Source organism: Cryobacterium sp. MP_M3, from assembly GCF_015752155.1.
Classification (GTDB): domain Bacteria; phylum Actinomycetota; class Actinomycetes; order Actinomycetales; family Microbacteriaceae; genus Cryobacterium.
The window spans coordinates 264,671-283,094 of sequence record NZ_JADOVI010000004.1 but is presented as its reverse complement, the minus strand read 5'-3'; the positions used below and the strand labels follow the sequence as shown (position 1 = coordinate 283,094).

The window sequence follows — 18,424 nt, the reverse complement described above, 5'->3', positions numbered from 1 at the left end:
GGCGCTCTGACCCGCGCGTGGCGGGCACAACTCCTTCAAATTCTGAATGCCCATATTTCCACTCGCGTAATCACGCGGAACGTGCCGGGAGTGTCACCGATTTGCAGGAGTTATGCACGGAGGGTGGACGTTCGAGCTCAGCTCAGCGACACGACCACCGATATCCCCGCCATGCGGCATGATTATTCGGGGGCTTCGCTTCTGCATCGCTCCCGCCCCGCCCCGAGCCGAAGGAGGTCTGACCCGTGTCCGCTCTGAGTCAGACCCACGCGCTCAAACACCTTGTCGACACGGATGCCACCTGGCGGCTCCTGCGGGCCGACAACGCCCCCGTGATCGCGGCCCTGCTCAGCGAGCATCTCGGCGCCGAAAGTCGGCGTCTGCCCACCGACGAACTCTACGAGCGCCTCGACCACGACCTCGAGGCGCTGCGCGGCCACGGCTTCGAGCTGCCGCAGAGCGCCCAGGGGTACTGCGCCGAATGGCGGAAGGCCGGTTTTCTCACCCGCCGCCCCGCGGAGGAAGCGCGCGGCGAGACGTTCGAGCTGGCAGCGGGCGCGCTGGGCGCCATCCGTTTTCTGGAGCAGCTCGCCGCACCCCGGCAGACCGTCACCGAGTCGCGGCTGGCCAGCATCGGGGTGCAGCTGGGCCAACTGGCCATCGAAACCGATCCCGATGCCACCCGGCGGCTCGAGCAACTGCACGCGCAGCGGGACCGGATCGACGCGCAGATCGAGCGGATCCATTCGGGCGACCTCGACACCCTCGATGCGGCCCGGGCGCTCGAACGGGTGCGGGACATCCTCGCCCAGGCCGAGGAGATCCCGTCCGACTTCGCCCGGGTGCGCGCCGAATTCGAGACCCTCAACCGTGACCTGCGGGCCCGGATCGTCGAATCCGACGACACCCAGCGCACCGTGCTCGATGAGGTGTTCCGCGGCGTCGACCTGATCGGCGAGTCCGACGAGGGCCGCAGCTTCGCCGGGTTCTCCGCGCTCGTGCTCGACCCCGCCGTGGGCGCCGCGTTCGACGACGACATCGAGCGGGTGCTGGCCCGTGACTTCGCGGGTGAGCTGACCCCGGCGCAGCGGCGCTACCTGCGCCGCTTCATCGGCACCCTCAAGGACCACAGCGGCGAGATCCACGAGGTCATCACTGCGTTCGCCCGCGGGCTGCGCCGCTACGTGCAGTCCCAGGACTACCAGCGCGACCGGGTGCTGCGCGGGCTGTTGCGCACGGCGCTGGCCGCCGGCGTGGAGGCATCCGGGCACACCAGGCCCTACCAGCCGACGACCCTGCACCTCGAACTCTCGGCGGTCGCGCTCGGCAGCGTCGGCGCGATCCGGCTGCACGACCCGGCCGACCTCGACGCCGGCGCACCGATCGAGGAGCACGTCGCCGGCGTCGCCGACCTCGAGGCACTCCGCGCCCTCGCCCGCGCCACCGAGATCGACTTCGCCGAGCTCGTCGGCAACGTGAATGAGGTGCTGGCCGAGGCGCCGCAGTGCACCGTGCGGGAGGTGCTCGAACGGCATCCGGCCAGCCAGGGGGTGGCCAGCGTCGTGGGGCTGCTCACCCTGGCCGCCAACCAGGGCACCGCGCCGGGTGGCATCGAGACGGTGCGCTGGCTGGGCTCCGACGACAGGGCCCGCGCCGCCGACATTCCGATCTTCCGCTTCACGGGGAGACTACTGTGACCGACGACTTCAGCACCGCGACCGGCATCGGCCCGGATGCCGCGCCCGCCGCCGCCCTCTGGCCCGGCGACACCGGCGTGATCGGCGAGCAGGCGCGGCGGGCGCTGCTCGAGCTGATCAAGGGCCCTTACCTGTCGGGCGTGAAGGCCCCCGCGCTGTGGTCGGCGCTGCTGGCCGACGAGGTGGGCATCCGTTCTCGCCTGCACGAGCTGTTCCTCGAGCTGGTCGTCGACCGGGTCGGCGAGTTCGCGTTCGTGCGCAATGTGAGCACGACCGAGCTCAAGCTGCCGAGCACCGTGCGCACCGCCGCGCTCACCTTCCTCGACACGGCGATGCTGCTCGTGCTGCGCCAGATGCTGCTCGCCGGGGAGGGCGACGGCCGGGTGATCGTGGGGCAGGAGGACGTCTTCGAGCAGCTGCGGGTCTACCGCACGGTGGATCGCGACGAAACCGACTTCAACAAACGGCTGAACTCCACCTGGCTGAAGATGAAGAACACGCTGCGGGTGATCCACCAGGCCGGCGCCGAGGACCGGGCCGAGATCTCGCCCGTGCTGCGGCTGATCGTCGACGCCGAGCAGATCGCGGCGATCAGCGGCGAGTACCGGCGGATCGCCGAGGGCGGGACCGGTCCTGACCTGAATGTCGGTGGCGTCGGCGATGCTGATTCCGACCTCACGGATGACGCAACACCCGACCCTGCCGAGGAGATGACCGCATGACGATGCTCGAGATGACGGGCCTCGACGACTCGCTCGAGCCCGGAGCGCAGCCGGCCGCGAACGGGCCGATTCACGTGGGCCAGTGGCGGCTGGCCCGGGTGGAGCTGCTCAACTGGGGCACCTTCGACGGGCACCACCGCATCGACGTCGCCCGCACGGGGCACCTGTTCACCGGGGCGTCCGGCTCGGGCAAGTCCTCGCTGCTCGATGCGATCGGCACCGTGCTCACCCCCGACAAGTGGCTGCGCTTCAACGCCGCCGCCCAGGACTCCACCAGCCGCAACGACGACCGCACCCTGGTCAGCTACGTGCGCGGGGCGTGGAGCAAGGAGGCCGACGAGACCCTCGACCGCGCGGTGAGCACCTACCTGCGCAAGACCGCCACCTGGAGCGGCATCCTGCTCCGCTTCGAGAACGAACGGGATGCCCCGGTCACCCTGGCGCGCCTGTTCCACCTGCGCGGGTCCAGCGTCGACAAGGCCGACCTCAAGGACGCCTGCTTCATCGACCGGGTCGACGTGAGCCTGCTCGACTTTCGCGAGCACGTGGCATCCGGAATCGAGGCCCGGCGCATCAAGAGCGCCTGGCCGAACGCGGTCGTCACGACCACCGGCTCGCACGCGCCGTTCTACTCGCGCCTGCGCCGCCTGCTCGGCATCGGCAGCCTGAACGCCCTGCACCTGCTGCACAAGACCCAGTCGGCGAAGAACCTCGGCAGCCTCGACCAGCTGTTCCGCGACTTCATGCTCGATGAACCGGCCACCTTCGCCCGGGCCAAGAACGCCGTGGAGCAGTTCGGCGAACTCAACCAGGCCCACCAGCACGTCGTCGAGTTGCGCCGCCAGGCCGAGCACCTGAAGACGCTCGAGACATCCATCGCCGGCTACGAGAGCGCGGCGACCGCGGGAGCGGAGGCCGACCGGCTCAGCGACCTGATCGACCCGTTCCAGAACCGGCTGACCCTGCGCCTCGCCGAGGACGAACGCGGGCTGCTGCGCTCCCAGCAGGCACGCGCCGTCGACGACGCCCGCACCACGGATGCCTTCCTCGCCGAGGCCGCCGAACTGTTGCGCGCCGCCGAACGCCGGGCCCTGCAACTCGGCGGGTCCGATGCCGCCCAGATGCAGGAGCGCGTGAACGACGCGGTGAAGGATGCCGCGGCCACCGCCACCCGCTGGAGCCGGTTCGCCGAAGAACTCGCCGGCGTCGGCGTCGACGGTGCCCCCACGAACGGAGAGGAGTTCGCCGAACTCGTCGAGTCCTCCCGCCGGGCCCTCGCCGAGACGGCGCCCGCCGCCGCCCACGAGCACGGCGACTACGAGCGGTACTCCGCGGCGAAGCGAGAGCTCGCCGCGATCGACGGCGAGCTGACCGAGATGCGCACCCGAAAGAGCAATCTGCCGGCGGCGCTGCTGCTCGCCCGCAAGCGCCTGGCCGAGGAACTCGGCGTCACCGAGTCGGCCCTGCCGTTCGCCGGCGAGCTGATCGAGGTGCTGCCCGAGTTCGCCGACTGGAGTGGCGCGATCGAACGGGTGGTGTTCCCCCTCGCGAGCGCGCTGCTCGTGCGCGACGACTACCTCCCCGAGGTGCGGCGCCGGGTGGAGGCGCGCAACCTTGGCGCCCGGCTGGTCTTCGAGGCGGTGCCCGCCGTCGCTGACCAGCCCCGGGCCGCCCGCACCGCCCGGTCGCTGCTGCACCGCATCCGGGTCAGCGACGGACCGTTCCACGACTGGCTCCAGGCGCGCGTCGCCGCGGAGTTCGACTTCGCCTGCGTCGACAGCCCCGACGAACTCGACACCGTGGACCGCGGTGTGACCATCGGCGGGCAGGTGAAGAAGTCCGCCCGCCGCTACGAGAAGAACGACCGTCACCGCATCGACGACCGGTCCCAATGGATCCTCGGCGCCGACAACGAGGCCAAGGTCGACCTGCTCCTCACCCGGCGCCGCGACGCCGAACGGCGCAGGGACGAGGCCGGGGTGCGCCTCGCGCAGGCGGACGCCGCGAAGACGGCTGCCATCCGCCGCCGCACGGTGCTCGAACGGGTGGTCGGCCAGGAGTGGGCCGAACTGGACCGAGCGGCCGCCGACGAGCTCGTGCGCGCCCGGAGCCGACAGCTCGAGGCCCTCACCACGGGCAACACCGAGTTGCAGGATGCCCTCGGCCTGGAGAAGCAGGCACGCGAAAGCCACCAGGGAGCCGACGCGCGTGCTCGCGAGGCCGCGCTGCGGGTGAGCCAGGTCAACGCCACCCTCGCCACGGTCGACGCGCTCATCGCCGATCTGATTCTGCGGGCGCAGGACCAGCCCGGCGTGATGGGCGAATCCGATGTGGCCCGGCTGGAGACCCGGTACCGTTCGGTGCAACGCAAGATCGATCGCGGCAACATCGGCGAGGTCGGCCGCAAGGTGAGCGAGGTTCTGCACAAGGAATCGAGCGCCGCGCAGGCTCTGCTCCGGCGTGCGGAATCGGACTTCATCGCCGGTGCCAGCGCGTTCAAGGCGAAGTGGGCCGCGGCATCCGGCGACCTGACCATCTCCATCGACGACCGGGCCGGCTATCGTGCGCTGCTCTCGGGGATCCTCGAGCGGGGACTGCCCGAGCACGAGGGCAACTTCCTCAAGCTACTGCGGGACAAGTCACGCGACCTGATCGGGCACCTGGCCTCGGACATCCGTGACGCCCCCAAGCTGATCGCCGACCGTATCGACCCGGTCAACGCGTCGCTGGGCCGGTCGCGCTTCGACGTGGAGCGTTACCTGCGCATCGAGGTGAAGACCCGGCGCACCCCCGAGGTGCTGCAGTTCATGGCCGACCTGAAGACCGTCGTCGACGGGGCCTGGGGAGAGGACACCCTGGCCGCCGCCGAGCAGCGCTTCGCCGTGCTGAACCGGCTGATGCAGCGGCTCGCGTCCAGCGAGAACGCCGACCTGGCCTGGAGCCGGCGCTGCCTCGACACCCGCCAGCACGTCACGTTCATGGCCCACGAGGTGGACCTGGCCGGGCGCACCGTGAATGTGCACGACTCGAGCGCCGGGCTCTCGGGCGGTCAGCGGCAGAAGCTGGTGATCTTCTGCCTCGCGGCGGCGCTGCGCTACCAGCTCGCCGCCGACGAAGACGAACTGCCGTCGTACGCCACGATCATCCTCGATGAGGCGTTCGACAAGGCCGACAGCCGCTACACCCGGATGGCGATGGACGTGTTCGTGGAGTTCGGCTTCCACATGATCCTGGCCACGCCTGAGAAGCTGTTGCAGACGATCGAACCGTATGTCGGCGGCATCACCTCGATCACGAATGCCTCCCGCAAGGACTCGCGCACCGCGGCCGTGATCTATCGCACAGAGGATGCCCCGCCGGGGCCCGCGCCCGACCGGGCTGAGCGCTGATGGCACCCGCGCGCGGGATGCTGACGGTCGCCGAGGCCAGGGCCCGCGCGCTCAAGAAGGTCACGGCCGACCAGCGCGACTGGGCGGCGCTGGGCGGTGAGGATGCCCTGCTCGAGATCGTGCTGCACCCGCCGACCGAGCGTTCCGCCCTCGCCGACCAGTCGGCGGCGATCGCCTGGGTGCGGGAATGGCGGGCGGTGGCCGGCGACGCCACGGCTCCGGCTGGGGTGGCTCCGGCTGCGCCGGTTGGGGTGCCTGCGCTGGTTGGGGCGGCTCCGGCTGTGCTGGCTCTGCCTGTGTCGGCTCTGGCTGTGCTGGCTCTGCCTGTGTCGGCTCTGGCTGTGCTGGCTCTGCCTGTGTCGGCTCTGGCTGTGCTGGCTCTGCCTGTGTCGGCTCCGGCCTTCTCGGTGACCTGGGGCGGTCGGCAGTGGCCGAGCCTCGGAGCACAGTGCGTGCCCGAGCGGTGCGTGCTCCGGGGAGCGGATGCCATCGCCGCGTTCGCCGGGGCCGCTGCCGGCCGGGAGTGGAGAACCTTGCGCGACCGGGCGGCGGTGGTGCGCGGCGCGTTCGCCGGGCGGGCGGCATCCGTCGACGCGCTGGCGACTGCGATCCGCACCCACGGGCGCACGCTGCAGTTGCTCGCGGAGTCAGACTTCAGCACCCTGGTGCTCGTCGTGGAGTGGCTCGCCGAGCATCCGGCCTCCGGCTGGCGCATTCGGCAGCTGCCGATTCGCGGGATCGACACGAAGTGGCTCGAGCGGCACCGCGCGGTCGTCGAGAGCCTGCACGCGGCGGTCAGCGGGCGGCTCTCGCTGGGGCTGCTCGACGCGCCGACCATGGTGCGCGTGCGGTTCCTCGACCCGGCGCTGCGGCCCGGGGGGATCTGCGACGTGATCGCTCCCGTGGACGAGCTGGCGGCCCTGCCCGTCGCACCGAGCGTGGTCTTCGTGTTCGAGAACCTCGAAACGATGTTCGCGATGCCCGAGCTGCCGGGAGCCGTCGTCGTGCACGGTGGCGGGTATGCGGCACCCCGCCTCGGCCGCATCCCCTGGATCCGGTCCGGGCGCATCATCTACTGGGGCGACCTCGACTCGGACGGCTTCGCCATTCTGCACGCGCTCCGTTCTCACTGTGCGGATGTCACCAGTGTGCTGATGGACGAGGAAACCCTGCTCGCCTTCCGCGACCTCTGGGTGCCGGAGCCGAAGGCGGCCGCCGGAACCTATTCGACGCTGACGGCGGGGGAGCAGCGGGTGCTGGAGCGCATCCGTTCGGAGGGGAATGTGCGGCTGGAGCAGGAGCGGATCCCGTGGGAAGTCGCCCTGGAGCTGCTCGAGCGAGCCGTCGCAGAACGGCCGGCCGCCGCCAGGTAGCCCGGAGGAACAGGCGGCGGCCGCGATGTTGCCCGCGGACAGGGCGGTGTGCGTCCCTTCCGTTCAGCCCGCGCTGCAACCGCGGCCGCAACCGCAGCCCGCAACCGCAGCCGCAGCCGCAGCCGCAACCGCAGCCCGTGCCCGCAACCACAGCCCGCGCCCGCAACGGCGGGGGCGGCCTGCGGAAACCGGCGCGGCCTGGGAGCGCCGGGGACGATTCAGCGGGGCTCGAGAACCTCGCGCCCGAGCGCCGGCAGGTCGAGCACCGGCAGGCCGTGCGCCGGCAGGGCGAGCGCCGGCAGGGCGAGCGCCGGCAGGGCGAGCGTCTCGGCGGCGATGGCGGGGATGTCGTCGGCGGAGCCCGCGGCCCGCACGGCCGCAATGCCGCCGAGGATCAGCGCGCCGCCGAGGAGTTGGAGGGGCATGAGCTGTTCGCCGAGCAGGAGCCACGCGAACAGCGCAGCGAAGACGACCTCGAGCAGGGAGACGAAGGAGGCCAGCCGCGACCCGAGCGCCTCGGCCGCGGTGATGCCGGCGACGTAGGCGATCGCGGTGCTGACAACCGCGACGATGACGAGCGGCACCCACCATGGCAGCTCGATGCCCGCGAGCGGCAGGTCGCCGAGGGTCACGGTCAATGGAAGCAGACCGCTGACACCCAGCACCCCGAGGATCAGGCCGCCCAGCACGAGACCGGATGCCGCGAACGCGACCGGCGGAAGTCCGTCGCTGGGGCGGGCCGCGACGACGAAGTAGATCGCGCAGCCGACCATGGCGAGGAATGCGAACGTCAGACCGACCGGGTCGACGGTGCGAATGGCACCCGGGCCGATCACGAGCAGCAGCCCGCCGACGGCGAAGGCCGAGCCGACCAGCACGAGGGCGCGCGGGATGCGCCGGGTCGTCGCCCACACCACGGCGACCAGCAGCAGCGGCGCGAGCAGCTCGATCAGGAGCGCCGTCGCCACCGGAATGGTCTGGATCGCGGCGAAATAGAAGAGCTGGGTGACGGCGACGCCGACGATGGCCATCACGAGCACCCGCCAGCGCGCCCGCCACAGCGCGGACCAGCGGCCGCGCAACGAGACGAGCGCGACCGGCAGCAGCACGAGCCCGCCGACGACCACGCGCGCGGTGACGGCCGCGGTCGGGGACCAGCCCGACTCGAGCAGCGGTTTGATGAACGCGCCGGAGGTGCCGAACGTGACGGACCCCAGCACCGCCACTGCCAGGCCGCCCGACGTCGACGAGATCTTCACGATGTCTCCTCCCGGAGCGCTGCATGTTGCGGTCTACAATTGATTACGACCATAACAATATGCGATGGTCCGTTAGGAGTCAACATGCATTTTGCCCATGACACAGAGGAGGCATTGGAGTTCGCCGTTGAGCTCGGCAACACCGATCCGGTGGCCTCCCGCAGCGGCACCGACGAGCTTGCGACCCTCGACCAACTGGCGGAATTCCTCGCCCAGTACCCCTTTTCTGGGCGGATCGACGGGGACGAGCGCGAACGGCGAGACGTGCTGCGCGCCCGCGATCAGGTGCGGCTGGTGTGGGCCCTCGATCGGGACGACGCCGTTCTCCAGGTGAACTCAATGCTCGCGGAGGCGCACGCGCTGCCCTACCTCGCCCGGCATGACGGCTCCGACTGGCACCTGCACGCGACGACGCCCGACGCTCCGCTGGGCGAGCGGATGCGCGTGGAGGCCGCGCTCGCCCTGACCGACGTGATCCGGATGGACGAGATGAAGCGGCTGAGGATCTGCGAGGCCGACGACTGCGAGGGCCTCATCCTCGACCTCTCCCGCAACGGGTCCAAACGATTCTGCAGTGCGCGCTGCGGCAGCCGGATGAACATGATCGCGTTCCGCAAGCGGAAGGGCGCGCAGGCCTGACGCGTGCCCGCAGTGCTGCGTAGCTGAGGACAAGTCCCCTGAGCCTTCCTATAGTCGAGAGCTATGATTCCGGCATGAGGACGCCGGACCGCATACTCGAAGCCCGTGCACGCGCCGGGCTCTCGCAGAGCCAGCTGGCGGTGCGCGCGGGAGTACCGCAACCCAATCTCTCGGCCTACGAAACCGGTCGCGTGCAGCCGCGCCCGGAGACTCTGGCCCGCATCCTGGCCGCGACCGCCGAGCGACCATCGGCCGTGTTGCTGCGCGAGCGCGATCGCGTGCTCGAACTGGCCGGCCGTCGCCGCGCCGGCAACGTGCGCGTTTTCGGCAGCATCGCGCGGGGCACGGATACCGTCGGCAGCGACATCGACCTCCTTGTCTCCTTCGCCCCCGAGGCCTCCATCCTCGATGCTGCCGGACTCGTCCTCGACCTCGAGCAACTCCTCGGCGTGCACGTCGACGTGATGAGCGACCGGGCCGAGGGCGCAATCCGTGACCGGGCCATCGCCGAGGCCGTGTCGCTGTGAGCGACCGGAGCGGCGGGAGCGAAACCCGATGACTCACGAATTCGATCGAACGGATGCCCTGCTCGCCGACATCCGTGACCTGGTGCGCCACGCGGGCCTCATCACGGCGCGCGGCCGCGCAGTGTTCTTCGACCGCGCGGACCGAACTCAACAACTCGCCGCCAAGGCCATCGTGATCGACCTGCAGACTGCGGTCGAACGACTGCCCGAGGGCTATCGGGACCAGCATCCCGAGGTTGCCTGGGCCGAGCTGCGCGCCATGCGCAATTATCTCGTGCACGACTACGCGAACACCGACTACCAGATCGTCTGGAACGCCCTCGTCACCGAATTTTCGCGCCTGCTGGTGCAGCTGGGGATCGCGTAGGGGCCGAATTCCTCCCAGCCTTGAAGTCCCAGTCGTGCCCCGACTCCCGCCGTCGCCGCGTGGTCGGATTCCCACAGTGACGCGCATGGCTGTGAGGCGACCGCGACGCGCATAACTCCTGCAAATTCCGACGGCCGCGCGGGCTGCCCGCGTAATCACGCGGGAGTCTGGAACAGCACTGCCGAATTGCAGGAGTTGTGCACAAAGGACGGACGGGCTGACAAGCTGAAGGATGGACGGACGGACGGACGGACGGACGGACGAGCGGGCGGGTCGGGGTCGATTGCGAGGATGTGGGCCCGGCGGCGAGGTCGACCGCTCCAATTCGCCGGAATGCTTGCGTGGCCGGCTGTTTGCCCGGTAGGTTGAAATCCACGCCATTTGACGAGAGGAGCCGCACATGATTCGTTCAGATTATTCAGCATTTACCTGCACGACCGCCGGCCTCGTCGGCGTCACCACCGACTGATCGGCCGCGAGATTCCGCCGCCCGTCGGGCGGTGACGCCCTCGACGTCCGTGCCGAAACCGGCGCACTCCGCGCCTTCGGTGCGATCGCTTCTGCGATCGCTTCCCCGACATCGCTCTGACGATGTCATCCCTGTGCCGCCTCAGGCGGCCCCGCCGGTGCACCGACGGATGCGAGCGCATCCGTCGTGCCTGCACCGTCACAGTGAGGCTCAACCACCATGAACACAACCCTGTCGACCACACCCGGTCGCCACGACCACCCGCCGCAACCGCGGCCCGAACAGGCGCCGGAGCGCCCGCAGCCCCGGCCGCGGCGCGTCGGCCCGATCGATCGCCTGGCCCTGCACGTGGGCGTCGCCCTGATCAAGTGGGGGCGGCGCCCGGGCGCGGTGCGCACTCCCGCCCCCATTGCTGTGGAGGCGGAGGAGTGGGAGACCGCCCTCCGCGTCCGCGAGGAGCGCGAGCGGGCCGTGGAACGCCTGCGCGTGGACCTGCTCAGGTACCGGATGACCGTGCCCTTCCGATGAGGGGCAGTGTCTTTCGGCTCCGACGTTCGGCGTCCACGGCGGCCTTTCCGGTCGCCGTGGACCCGTTGCGTCACATCGCGCGGGGGCGGGCCGGCCGCCCCACGTGGCGAACTCAGGAGAATCCGGCGAGTCGCGGCATCCGCCCGCGGAAACACGCGGCAGTTTGCGGATGCGACGAAGGTCTTCCTGAGCTAGCCACCGTGTTGGTCAGCGACAGTGTTTTCCCGCTCGGCACGTGTCAGGTCGAGGGGGCCGTAGCGGCACCCGCGCGACTTTTGTATTCTCGGAATGTGGCCGGCGCCCGACCGGTTACCTCTCTGCACAGCCGTTCGTTGCAGCCGTTCGTCCGCGCGGCCGTCGGTCGGCCCTGCCTGCCGCGGCACCTTGTGGCCGCACCTCTTCACCGCACCTCTTGATCGCACACCTCGACGGGACCTTCGCATGACCGAAACCGCCACCGCCAGCAACACAACCAGCACCACCGACGCAAACCCCGCAGGCCCGGCCACGGGCACGGATGCCGCAGCGCACGCGGCCGCCGCATCCGCCGCCGAGGCGGCCCTCGGCATCCGCAACCGGCTGGTCATCACGCTGCTGCTGATCTCCACCTTCATCGTGATCCTCAACGAGACAATCATGGGCGTGGCCCTGCCGCGGCTGATGAGCGACCTGAACATCACGGCCAGCGCCGCGCAGTGGCTGACCAGCGCGTTCATGCTCACGATGGCCGTCGTCATCCCGATCACCGGGTTCCTGCTGCAGCGCTTCAACACCCGGCCGGTGTTCATCGCGGCGATGACCCTGTTCAGCACGGGCACCCTGATCGCGGCGCTCGCGCCCGGCTTCGAGGTGCTGCTGGCCGCCCGGGTCGTGCAGGCCACCGGCACGGCGATCATGTTCCCGCTGCTGCTGACCACCGTGATGACCCTCGTGCCGCCGGCGCACCTCGGCCGGATGATGGGCAACATCTCCATCGTCATCTCGGTCGCCCCGGCGATCGGGCCCACCATCTCCGGCGCCATCCTCAGCGTGCTCGACTGGCGCTGGATGTTCATCCTCGTGCTCCCGATCGCGCTGACCGCGCTGATCGTGGGCGGCATCCTGATGAAGAACGTGACCACCCCGACGAAAACGCCGATCGACGTGCTCTCGGTGATCCTCTCCGCGCTCGGCTTCGGCGGGCTCGTCTACGGGCTGAGCAACCTCGGCTCCGCCGGCGGCATCGCCTCGGTCTCCGGCTGGCTGCCGCTGGCCGTCGGCGCGCTCGGCCTGGCCCTGTTCATCCTCCGCCAGCTCGCACTGCAGAAGCGCGACGGCGCCCTGCTCGACCTGCGCACCTTCCGCTCGCGCACCTTCACCTTCGCGATCGTGATGATGGCGATCAGCATGATGGCCCTGTTCGGCACCATCATCCTGCTGCCGATCTACATGCAGACCGTGCTCGGCCTGCCCGCGCTCACCACCGGCCTCCTCCTGCTGCCCGGAGGCCTTGTGATGGGGCTGCTCGCGCCCACCGTCGGCCGGCTCTACGACCGCTCCGGGCCGACCCGCCTGCTCGTCACCGGGGCGGTCATCGTCAGCGCCGTGTTCTGGGCGATGACCCTGCTGCGCTCCGACACCTCTCAGTGGTGGGTGCTCGCCGCCCACGTCACGCTGAGCTTCGGCCTCGCACTGCTCTTCACCCCGCTGTTCACCGCGGGCCTGGCCGCCGTGCGCCCCGAGCTCTACTCTCACGGCAGCGCCATGGTCGGCACCGTGCAGCAGCTGGCCGGGGCGGCCGGCACTGCGTTGTTCGTGACCGTGATGGCATCCGTCGCCGCGTCACGGCTGGCCGGCGGGGCAACGGATGTCGCTGCCACCTCCGCGGGAATCCACGCCGCGTTCCTCTGCGGCGCCGTGATCTCACTGTTCGCGATCCCCGCGGCGTTCTTCATCCGCCGCGCGGCCCCGGCCGTCGAGGGCGGTAGGACCCCTCCGGTGTAACGTCGTCTAGTAACGAAACTGGGGGGATTTTCGGCATGACTTCTTCACTTCTCACACCGAGTGACACGCTCGACCGGCAGGCGCGGCCCGCGGCGGCGGCGCGGCCTGACTCCGAGCCGCTCGTGCACATCAGCAACTTCCGGATGGACTTCGGCCGCACCACGGTCATCCGCGACCTGTCCTTCGACATCAACCGGGGTGAGACGTTCGGTTTCCTCGGCTCGAACGGGTCAGGCAAGACCACCACGATCCGGGCGCTGCTGGGCATCTACCAGGCCACGGCCGGGGTGCTGCACATCAACGGGCGGCCCTTCGCACCGGAGGACGGCGCCAGGCTCGGCTACCTGCCCGAAGAGCGCGGACTCTACAAGAAGGAGTCCGTGATCGACGTGATGACCTACTTCGGCCGACTCAAGGGCCTGAGCAAGGCGGCCGCGGTGGCCTGGTCACACGAATACCTGGAGCGGGTCGCGCTCGGTGACAAGGCGAAGGTGCGCCTGGACAAGCTCTCCGGCGGCCAGCAGCAGAAAGTGCAGCTGGGCGTGACGATCATGAACGACCCCGAACTCCTCATCCTCGACGAGCCCACCAAGGGCTTCGACCCGGTCAACCGCAAGCTGCTGATGGACATCATCGAAGACCAGAAACGCGCCGGCGCCACGGTGCTGATGGTCACCCACCAGATGGAGGAGGTGGAGCGGCTCTGCGACCGGGTCGTGCTCCTCAAGAACGGCGAGGTGGAGGCCTACGGCACGGTCGAGGCCGTGCAGGACCAGTACGGCGGAACCGTCGTGCGGCTGCAGTACTCCGGCGAGATCCCGGCATCCCGTCACTACACGGTCACTCGGCGTGAGAGCACCTACGCCGAACTCACCGTGACCGCTCCGGTCGACGAGGCGCTCATCCTGCGGGAGTTGATGGATGCCGGGGTCATCGTGCGCGGGTTCACCGCCGGCCGCCCTTCGCTCGATGACATCTTCGTCGCCGTGTACGGCGACCAGAACACCGCCGGCACCGACGAAACCGCGGGGGAGTAGACCATGGCGCGGCACAACCTGGGCACGGTCATCTCGTTCGAGGTCACCCGCACCTTCAAGAAGAAGCAGTTCTGGCTGACGACCCTGCTGGTGCCCGTGATCCTGGGCATCGTGATCGCCCTCATCGTCATCTCCAACACCACCACCGAGAGCAAAGTCGACTCCCAGAAGGATGCGACCCTCCGGTTCACCTACAGCGACGCATCCGGTCGGATCGACCCGACCCTCGCCGCCGCGTTCGGCGGCACCGTCGCGGCCGACGAGGCGCAGGCGGTCGCGGACGTGAAGTCGGGCAAGTCGGCGGCTTACTTCGCGTATCCGGCGAAGCCGACCAAGCAGGCCACGATGGTCTACGGCGCCGACCTGGGCATCTTCGACAACGGCAAGTACTCCTCCGTGGCCACCAAGCTGATGGTCGCCAGTGCGCAGGCGGAGATCGGCGACCAGACCCTCACCGGCCTGGCCAGGGGCTCCTTCCAGGTGGATGCGATCACCTACAAGGACGGCGCCGTGTCCGGCGGGTTCCTCGGCGCCGTGGCGCCGCTTTTGTTCCTGCTGATCTTCTACGTGGTGATCGTGATGCTGGGTAACCAGATGCTCACCAGCACGCTCGAGGAGAAGGAGAACCGGGTGACCGAGATGATCCTGACCACCCTGAATCCGACCACCCTGATCACCGGCAAGATCATCTCCCTGTTCATCATCGGGATCGTGCAGATGGTCGTCTTCATCCTGCCGGTGCTGGTCGGCTACCTGTTCTTCCGGACCTCGCTGAGCCTGCCCGATGTGGACCTCTCCCAGCTGATCGTGAACCCCGGCCAGATGGTCGTCGGCGCGCTGCTGCTGATCGGAGGGTTCACCCTGTTCATGGGCACCCTGGTCGCGGCCGGGGCGATCATGCCCACAGCCAAAGAGGCCAGCCAGGTCTTCGGCATCATGATGGCGCTGGTGTTCGTGCCCCTCTATGCGGCGTCGCTGGTGGTCTCCGACCCGCACGCGCTGATCGTGCAGCTGTTCACGTTCTTCCCGTATTCGGCCCCGGTGACCGCGATGCTCCGCAACGGGCTCGGCTCGCTGAGCCCGGTCGAGTCCGGCATCGTCATCGCCGAACTCTTCATCCTCGGCGGGATCGTGCTCCGGCTCGCCGTGCAGCTGTTCCGGTACGGCTCGGTCGAGTACTCGAAGAAGGTCTCGCTGCGCACCGTGTTCGCCCGCTCGCGGGGGTGAGCGCGCGGGTGAGCGCGCGGGTGAGTGCGCGGGTGAGTGCGGCGCCCGGGCGCGAGTCGCACGGGTCCTAGGTGAGCGCCGGGATGATCGCGCCGGAGAAGACCTGCCAGGCCAGCGCGGTCTTGGCGACGAGGCTCAGCGTGATGTATGCGCGCTCGCCGCGCAGGTAGTCGCGCCAGCCACCGACCTGGCGGTATTGCAGCACCTGGTTGACCGCGAACGTGTTGAAGAACAGGAAGAGGGAGATGATGATGCCGTACACGAAGGCCGGCGGTGCGGTCTCCGAGTTCGAGCCGGGAGCGATGAAGTAGATCAGGATGACGACCCACGGCACCACGCCCACCATCGACCCGAAGATGAACGGCAGGAACCTGCCGTTGCCGGGAGTCTCGTACTTCTCCTGCAGCGCTCCGAACATGATCATCGCGGCGTTCGCGGCGAAGATCGAGAACAGGGCGGCGACATCCGTGATGCCGGTGATCTGCGCGATCAGCCAGATCATGATCGAGGAACTCAGCGAGTACTCGACCCAGCGGAAGTAGTTGTGGTTGTTCTTCAGCCCGGCCGCATAGCGGGGGAAGAACATCGGCGATGAGATCAGGAAGTGGAAGAACGCCGACAGGGCCAGGAAGGCGACCACACCGATGCCGACGTTCACGTCGAACAGGGTCACGCGTTCGGGCGGCAGCGGCACGCCGGGAGGACCGGCGAGATAGTCGGCGGTGACGGCGAAGGTGACCTGGTCGCTCAACAGGGTGAGGATGTAGGCGAATCCGAGGGCCTGCACCAGATGCAGGGACCCGGCCACAAGGTTGTAGACGCGCAGGCGGGAGATCTTGTCATCCACGGTGTAGCTCTTGCGTGCCATCGGGTTCCCCTTCGCTGGTCGATGAGGCCGAGAGTATCAGGGTCTCCGTGCGCTGTGGCGAGGCGTCATGATGTCGCCGACCAGACCGCGGCCGGCCCCGGTCCGGACTTGGCTCGCCCTTGCGAAATACCTGATCTCGGTGCTGAATGGCCGCATGGTTTCGACATCCCGAACTGTCGGATATTCAGACAATGACAACGTGTGGTTTGTGTCCAGCGTGCCGGATTGCGTGGAGTTGAGCGTCCACCGCACGCGGGACGAGGCGGTCGGCGTGGCGTTCGCGGACGTGACGCGCGATGGCGGCTGGCTGACGGTGCACTACAGCGACGGCGCCGTCGAATCCCAACAGGAGTACCCGGCGATGGCGACGGCGCCGACGGTGCCGACGGATGCCGCGAGCCCCGCCGGATCGGATCAGCCCCGGCCGGGCGGGGTCGGGGCGTCGCCGTTCGCGCCGGAGTTCGCACCGGGGTTCGCACCGTCAACCGTGGCGCTGTCGCTCGTGCCGTCGTTCGCCGATGACCGTGACGTCGACGCGGAGCCGCCCGATTCGCGGCTCGGACATGGTCTCGACCTTCTCGGCGTGGCCGGGTTCGTCGGCATCCCGCTCGTCTCAGGCGTGTATTCGCCGGAGATGCTCGCCGCGGCGCCGGGCGCGCCCTGGCTGTTGTACTCGGTGAGCTTCAGCGGGGCGCTGGGCTTCGCCCTGCTGGCGGTCGCGCTGTCCTTCGGCCTGCAGGCTCGGTTGGGCGAGCTCGTCTCCGCCCTGCTCTGCTTCGGGCTCTCGGGCTACATCGCCGGCGAAATCGGCGTGGGCGGACTCGGCAGCGCTCTCGAGCAGGGCGGGTCACTGCTCGAGTCCCTGGGCACCATGCTGACGAGCGCGCTGCACGCCTATGGCCCGGGAGGCGCGGTGGCCACGGCGGCCGTCGGGGTGTTCTTCGGGTGGAGGCTCGCCCGTCACCTGCCCGGCAGCCTGGTGAACCGGCTGAACGCCTGAGCCGAACCGGCTCGCCAGATACAGCCGCGGCTACGCGGCGTCGTTGGGCACCCGCACGGTGAGGCTGGCCGGGTCGATCCAGGTCTTCAGCGCGACGGCCTTGCCGAACTCGTCACCGTCGAGTTCGATCTCCTCGGGGCGGTGCAGGCGGAGGACGAGTTCGGTGCCGGTCGCGTAGTTGAGGGCGGCGACATCCTTCGTCTGGAACCGTCGGCCCAGCCGGGTGCGGGCGAGCACACCGTTCTCCCAGATCACCTTGGACAGGATCTGCACCCAGCCCAGAACACCCTCCGGTTTGAGCACGACGATGTCGAAGACCCCGTCGTCGACCACGGCATCGGGCAGCAGCACGATGTTGGCGGGGAGCGAACCGCAGTTGCCGACCATGATCGTGTGCGCGCGCATGGACTGCGTCGGCTGCTTGTTCAGGCTGTAGCGGAAGCGCAGGTCGTTCTTGTCCTGGCCGACCGCGACCAGGGCCTTCACATAGGCCAGCCAGCCGACCTTCGCCTTGAGCGCGTCGTCGGTGTTGGCAAGCATCTTCGCGTCGAGGCCGAGCCCCGCCATCACGAGGTAGGCGTGCCGGTCGACCGAGCGGTCGTCCCGTTCGATGTCGATCATGGCCACGTCGATCGCCCGGTCGAAGCCGGTGAACGCCGCGTGGATGGACTGCTCCGGGTCGTCGAGCACCAGCTTGAGGTTGCGGGCAAGCAGGTTGCCGGTGCCCGACGGCACCAGGGCGAGCGCGCAGTCGGTGCCGTGCACGACCTCGGCGACCGCGCGCACGGTGCCGTCGCCGCCGGCCACGATGACGACGGATGCCCCGGCCTCCAGCGCCCGATCGGCCGGACCCTGGCCGGGGTCATCGGCCGAGGTCTCGAACCACAGCGTCTCCGGCCAGCCGGCGGCGGACTCCGCGGCCGCGACGGCGCTCTTGAGCGCGGCGAGGTCGACCTTGATCGGGTTGTAGACGACCGCGGCGAGGCCCGGGCCGCTGGTCTTGGGGGTGCGGTCAGCCTGGTCGGACTGGGGCAGGTCGGTGCTCGTCACGGGGTGTCCTCCGGGTTCAGGTGCACGGGTCAGGTGCGGGGATTCTATCGTCGCGCAGATTCGGCGGTCACGGTGGTGCGACATCCGTCACTGATAGGACGGGCCCGCGCCGGATTCGTCACGCCTGCCGGTGGACCCGGTGGTCGAGCCTGTCGAGACCCGGCGATTTCGACAAGCTCATTCACCGGCCGGGGCTCAATCGCCGGCGTGCCTGAATTGCGGAGAAAGCACCCTCGCGGCGTGCGGGAAGGTGTTTTGTCCGCAACTCAACCCACGCCTCGTCGCGGGT

Annotated in this window: 15 protein-coding genes; 12 read left to right on the top strand and 3 right to left on the bottom strand. The window is 69.3% G+C overall.

Features of this window, described 5'->3' with window-relative positions:
• Positions 1-245: 245 nt before the first annotated feature.
• Genes IWX89_RS07310 through IWX89_RS07295 form a run of 4 tightly spaced genes read left to right on the top strand, consistent with a single transcriptional unit; the run spans position 246 to position 7,181 of the window.
• Positions 246-1,697: a DUF3375 domain-containing protein gene (locus IWX89_RS07310; RefSeq protein WP_196902884.1), complete on the top strand. Its 1,452-nt coding sequence runs from the start codon at positions 246-248 to the stop codon at positions 1,695-1,697.
• A complete protein-coding gene (locus IWX89_RS07305; protein ID WP_307836460.1) occupies positions 1,694-2,419 on the top strand; it encodes a DUF4194 domain-containing protein in 726 nt (241 codons plus the stop codon). The genes IWX89_RS07310 and IWX89_RS07305 overlap by 4 nt, the downstream gene beginning before the upstream one ends.
• On the top strand, positions 2,416-5,808 hold the full coding sequence (locus tag IWX89_RS07300) for an ATP-binding protein (protein WP_196902883.1): 3,393 nt from the start codon (positions 2,416-2,418) through the stop codon (positions 5,806-5,808). The genes IWX89_RS07305 and IWX89_RS07300 overlap by 4 nt, the downstream gene beginning before the upstream one ends.
• Positions 5,808-7,181, top strand: coding sequence for a Wadjet anti-phage system protein JetD domain-containing protein (locus IWX89_RS07295; RefSeq protein ID WP_196902882.1), 1,374 nt, complete (start codon positions 5,808-5,810; stop codon positions 7,179-7,181). Before IWX89_RS07300 ends, IWX89_RS07295 begins: the two co-directional genes overlap by 1 nt.
• A 218-nt stretch (positions 7,182-7,399) precedes the next feature.
• Here IWX89_RS07295 and IWX89_RS07290 read toward each other — a convergent pair whose 3' ends face one another.
• On the bottom strand, positions 7,400-8,440 hold the full coding sequence (locus IWX89_RS07290; protein ID WP_307836459.1) for a DMT family transporter: 1,041 nt from the start codon (positions 8,438-8,440) through the stop codon (positions 7,400-7,402).
• A gap of 84 nt (positions 8,441-8,524) precedes the next feature.
• Between IWX89_RS07290 and IWX89_RS07285 the strand changes: the two genes are divergently transcribed.
• From IWX89_RS07285 to IWX89_RS07255, 7 genes are all read left to right on the top strand, one after another.
• Positions 8,525-9,079: a CGNR zinc finger domain-containing protein gene (locus IWX89_RS07285; RefSeq protein WP_196902881.1), complete on the top strand. Its 555-nt coding sequence runs from the start codon at positions 8,525-8,527 to the stop codon at positions 9,077-9,079.
• A 74-nt stretch (positions 9,080-9,153) separates the two neighbouring features.
• Positions 9,154-9,606, top strand: a complete 453-nt coding sequence (locus tag IWX89_RS07280) for a helix-turn-helix domain-containing protein (protein ID WP_196902880.1) — start codon at positions 9,154-9,156, stop codon at positions 9,604-9,606.
• A 28-nt stretch (positions 9,607-9,634) separates the two neighbouring features.
• Positions 9,635-9,973, top strand: a complete 339-nt coding sequence (locus IWX89_RS07275) for a DUF86 domain-containing protein (protein ID WP_196902879.1) — start codon at positions 9,635-9,637, stop codon at positions 9,971-9,973.
• A gap of 688 nt (positions 9,974-10,661) precedes the next feature.
• Positions 10,662-10,970: a hypothetical protein gene (locus tag IWX89_RS07270; protein ID WP_196902878.1), complete on the top strand. Its 309-nt coding sequence runs from the start codon at positions 10,662-10,664 to the stop codon at positions 10,968-10,970.
• A gap of 441 nt (positions 10,971-11,411) precedes the next feature.
• Entirely contained in the window at positions 11,412-12,953 is a 1,542-nt protein-coding gene (locus tag IWX89_RS07265) for a DHA2 family efflux MFS transporter permease subunit (protein WP_196902877.1), read from the top strand.
• Positions 12,954-13,096: 143 nt separating this feature from the next.
• Positions 13,097-13,990 carry an ABC transporter ATP-binding protein gene (locus tag IWX89_RS07260; protein ID WP_196902933.1) on the top strand — a complete coding sequence of 298 codons (894 nt, stop codon included), beginning with the start codon at positions 13,097-13,099 and terminating at the stop codon, positions 13,988-13,990.
• Between the two features lie 3 nt (positions 13,991-13,993).
• Positions 13,994-15,217 carry an ABC transporter permease gene (locus tag IWX89_RS07255; protein WP_196902876.1) on the top strand — a complete coding sequence of 408 codons (1,224 nt, stop codon included), beginning with the start codon at positions 13,994-13,996 and terminating at the stop codon, positions 15,215-15,217.
• Between the two features lie 67 nt (positions 15,218-15,284).
• Here IWX89_RS07255 and heR read toward each other — a convergent pair whose 3' ends face one another.
• Positions 15,285-16,085, bottom strand: coding sequence for a heliorhodopsin HeR (gene heR / locus IWX89_RS07250; RefSeq protein WP_196902875.1), 801 nt, complete (start codon positions 16,083-16,085; stop codon positions 15,285-15,287).
• 229 nt (positions 16,086-16,314) lie between these two features.
• Here heR and IWX89_RS07245 point away from each other — a divergent pair, with 229 nt between their 5' ends.
• On the top strand, positions 16,315-17,085 hold the full coding sequence (locus IWX89_RS07245; protein WP_196902874.1) for a hypothetical protein: 771 nt from the start codon (positions 16,315-16,317) through the stop codon (positions 17,083-17,085).
• A 30-nt stretch (positions 17,086-17,115) separates the two neighbouring features.
• On the opposite strand, the gene IWX89_RS07240 is transcribed toward IWX89_RS07245, so the two are convergent.
• A complete protein-coding gene (locus IWX89_RS07240) occupies positions 17,116-18,135 on the bottom strand; it encodes a diacylglycerol kinase family protein (protein WP_307836458.1) in 1,020 nt (339 codons plus the stop codon).
• Between the last annotated feature and the right edge of the window lie 289 nt (positions 18,136-18,424).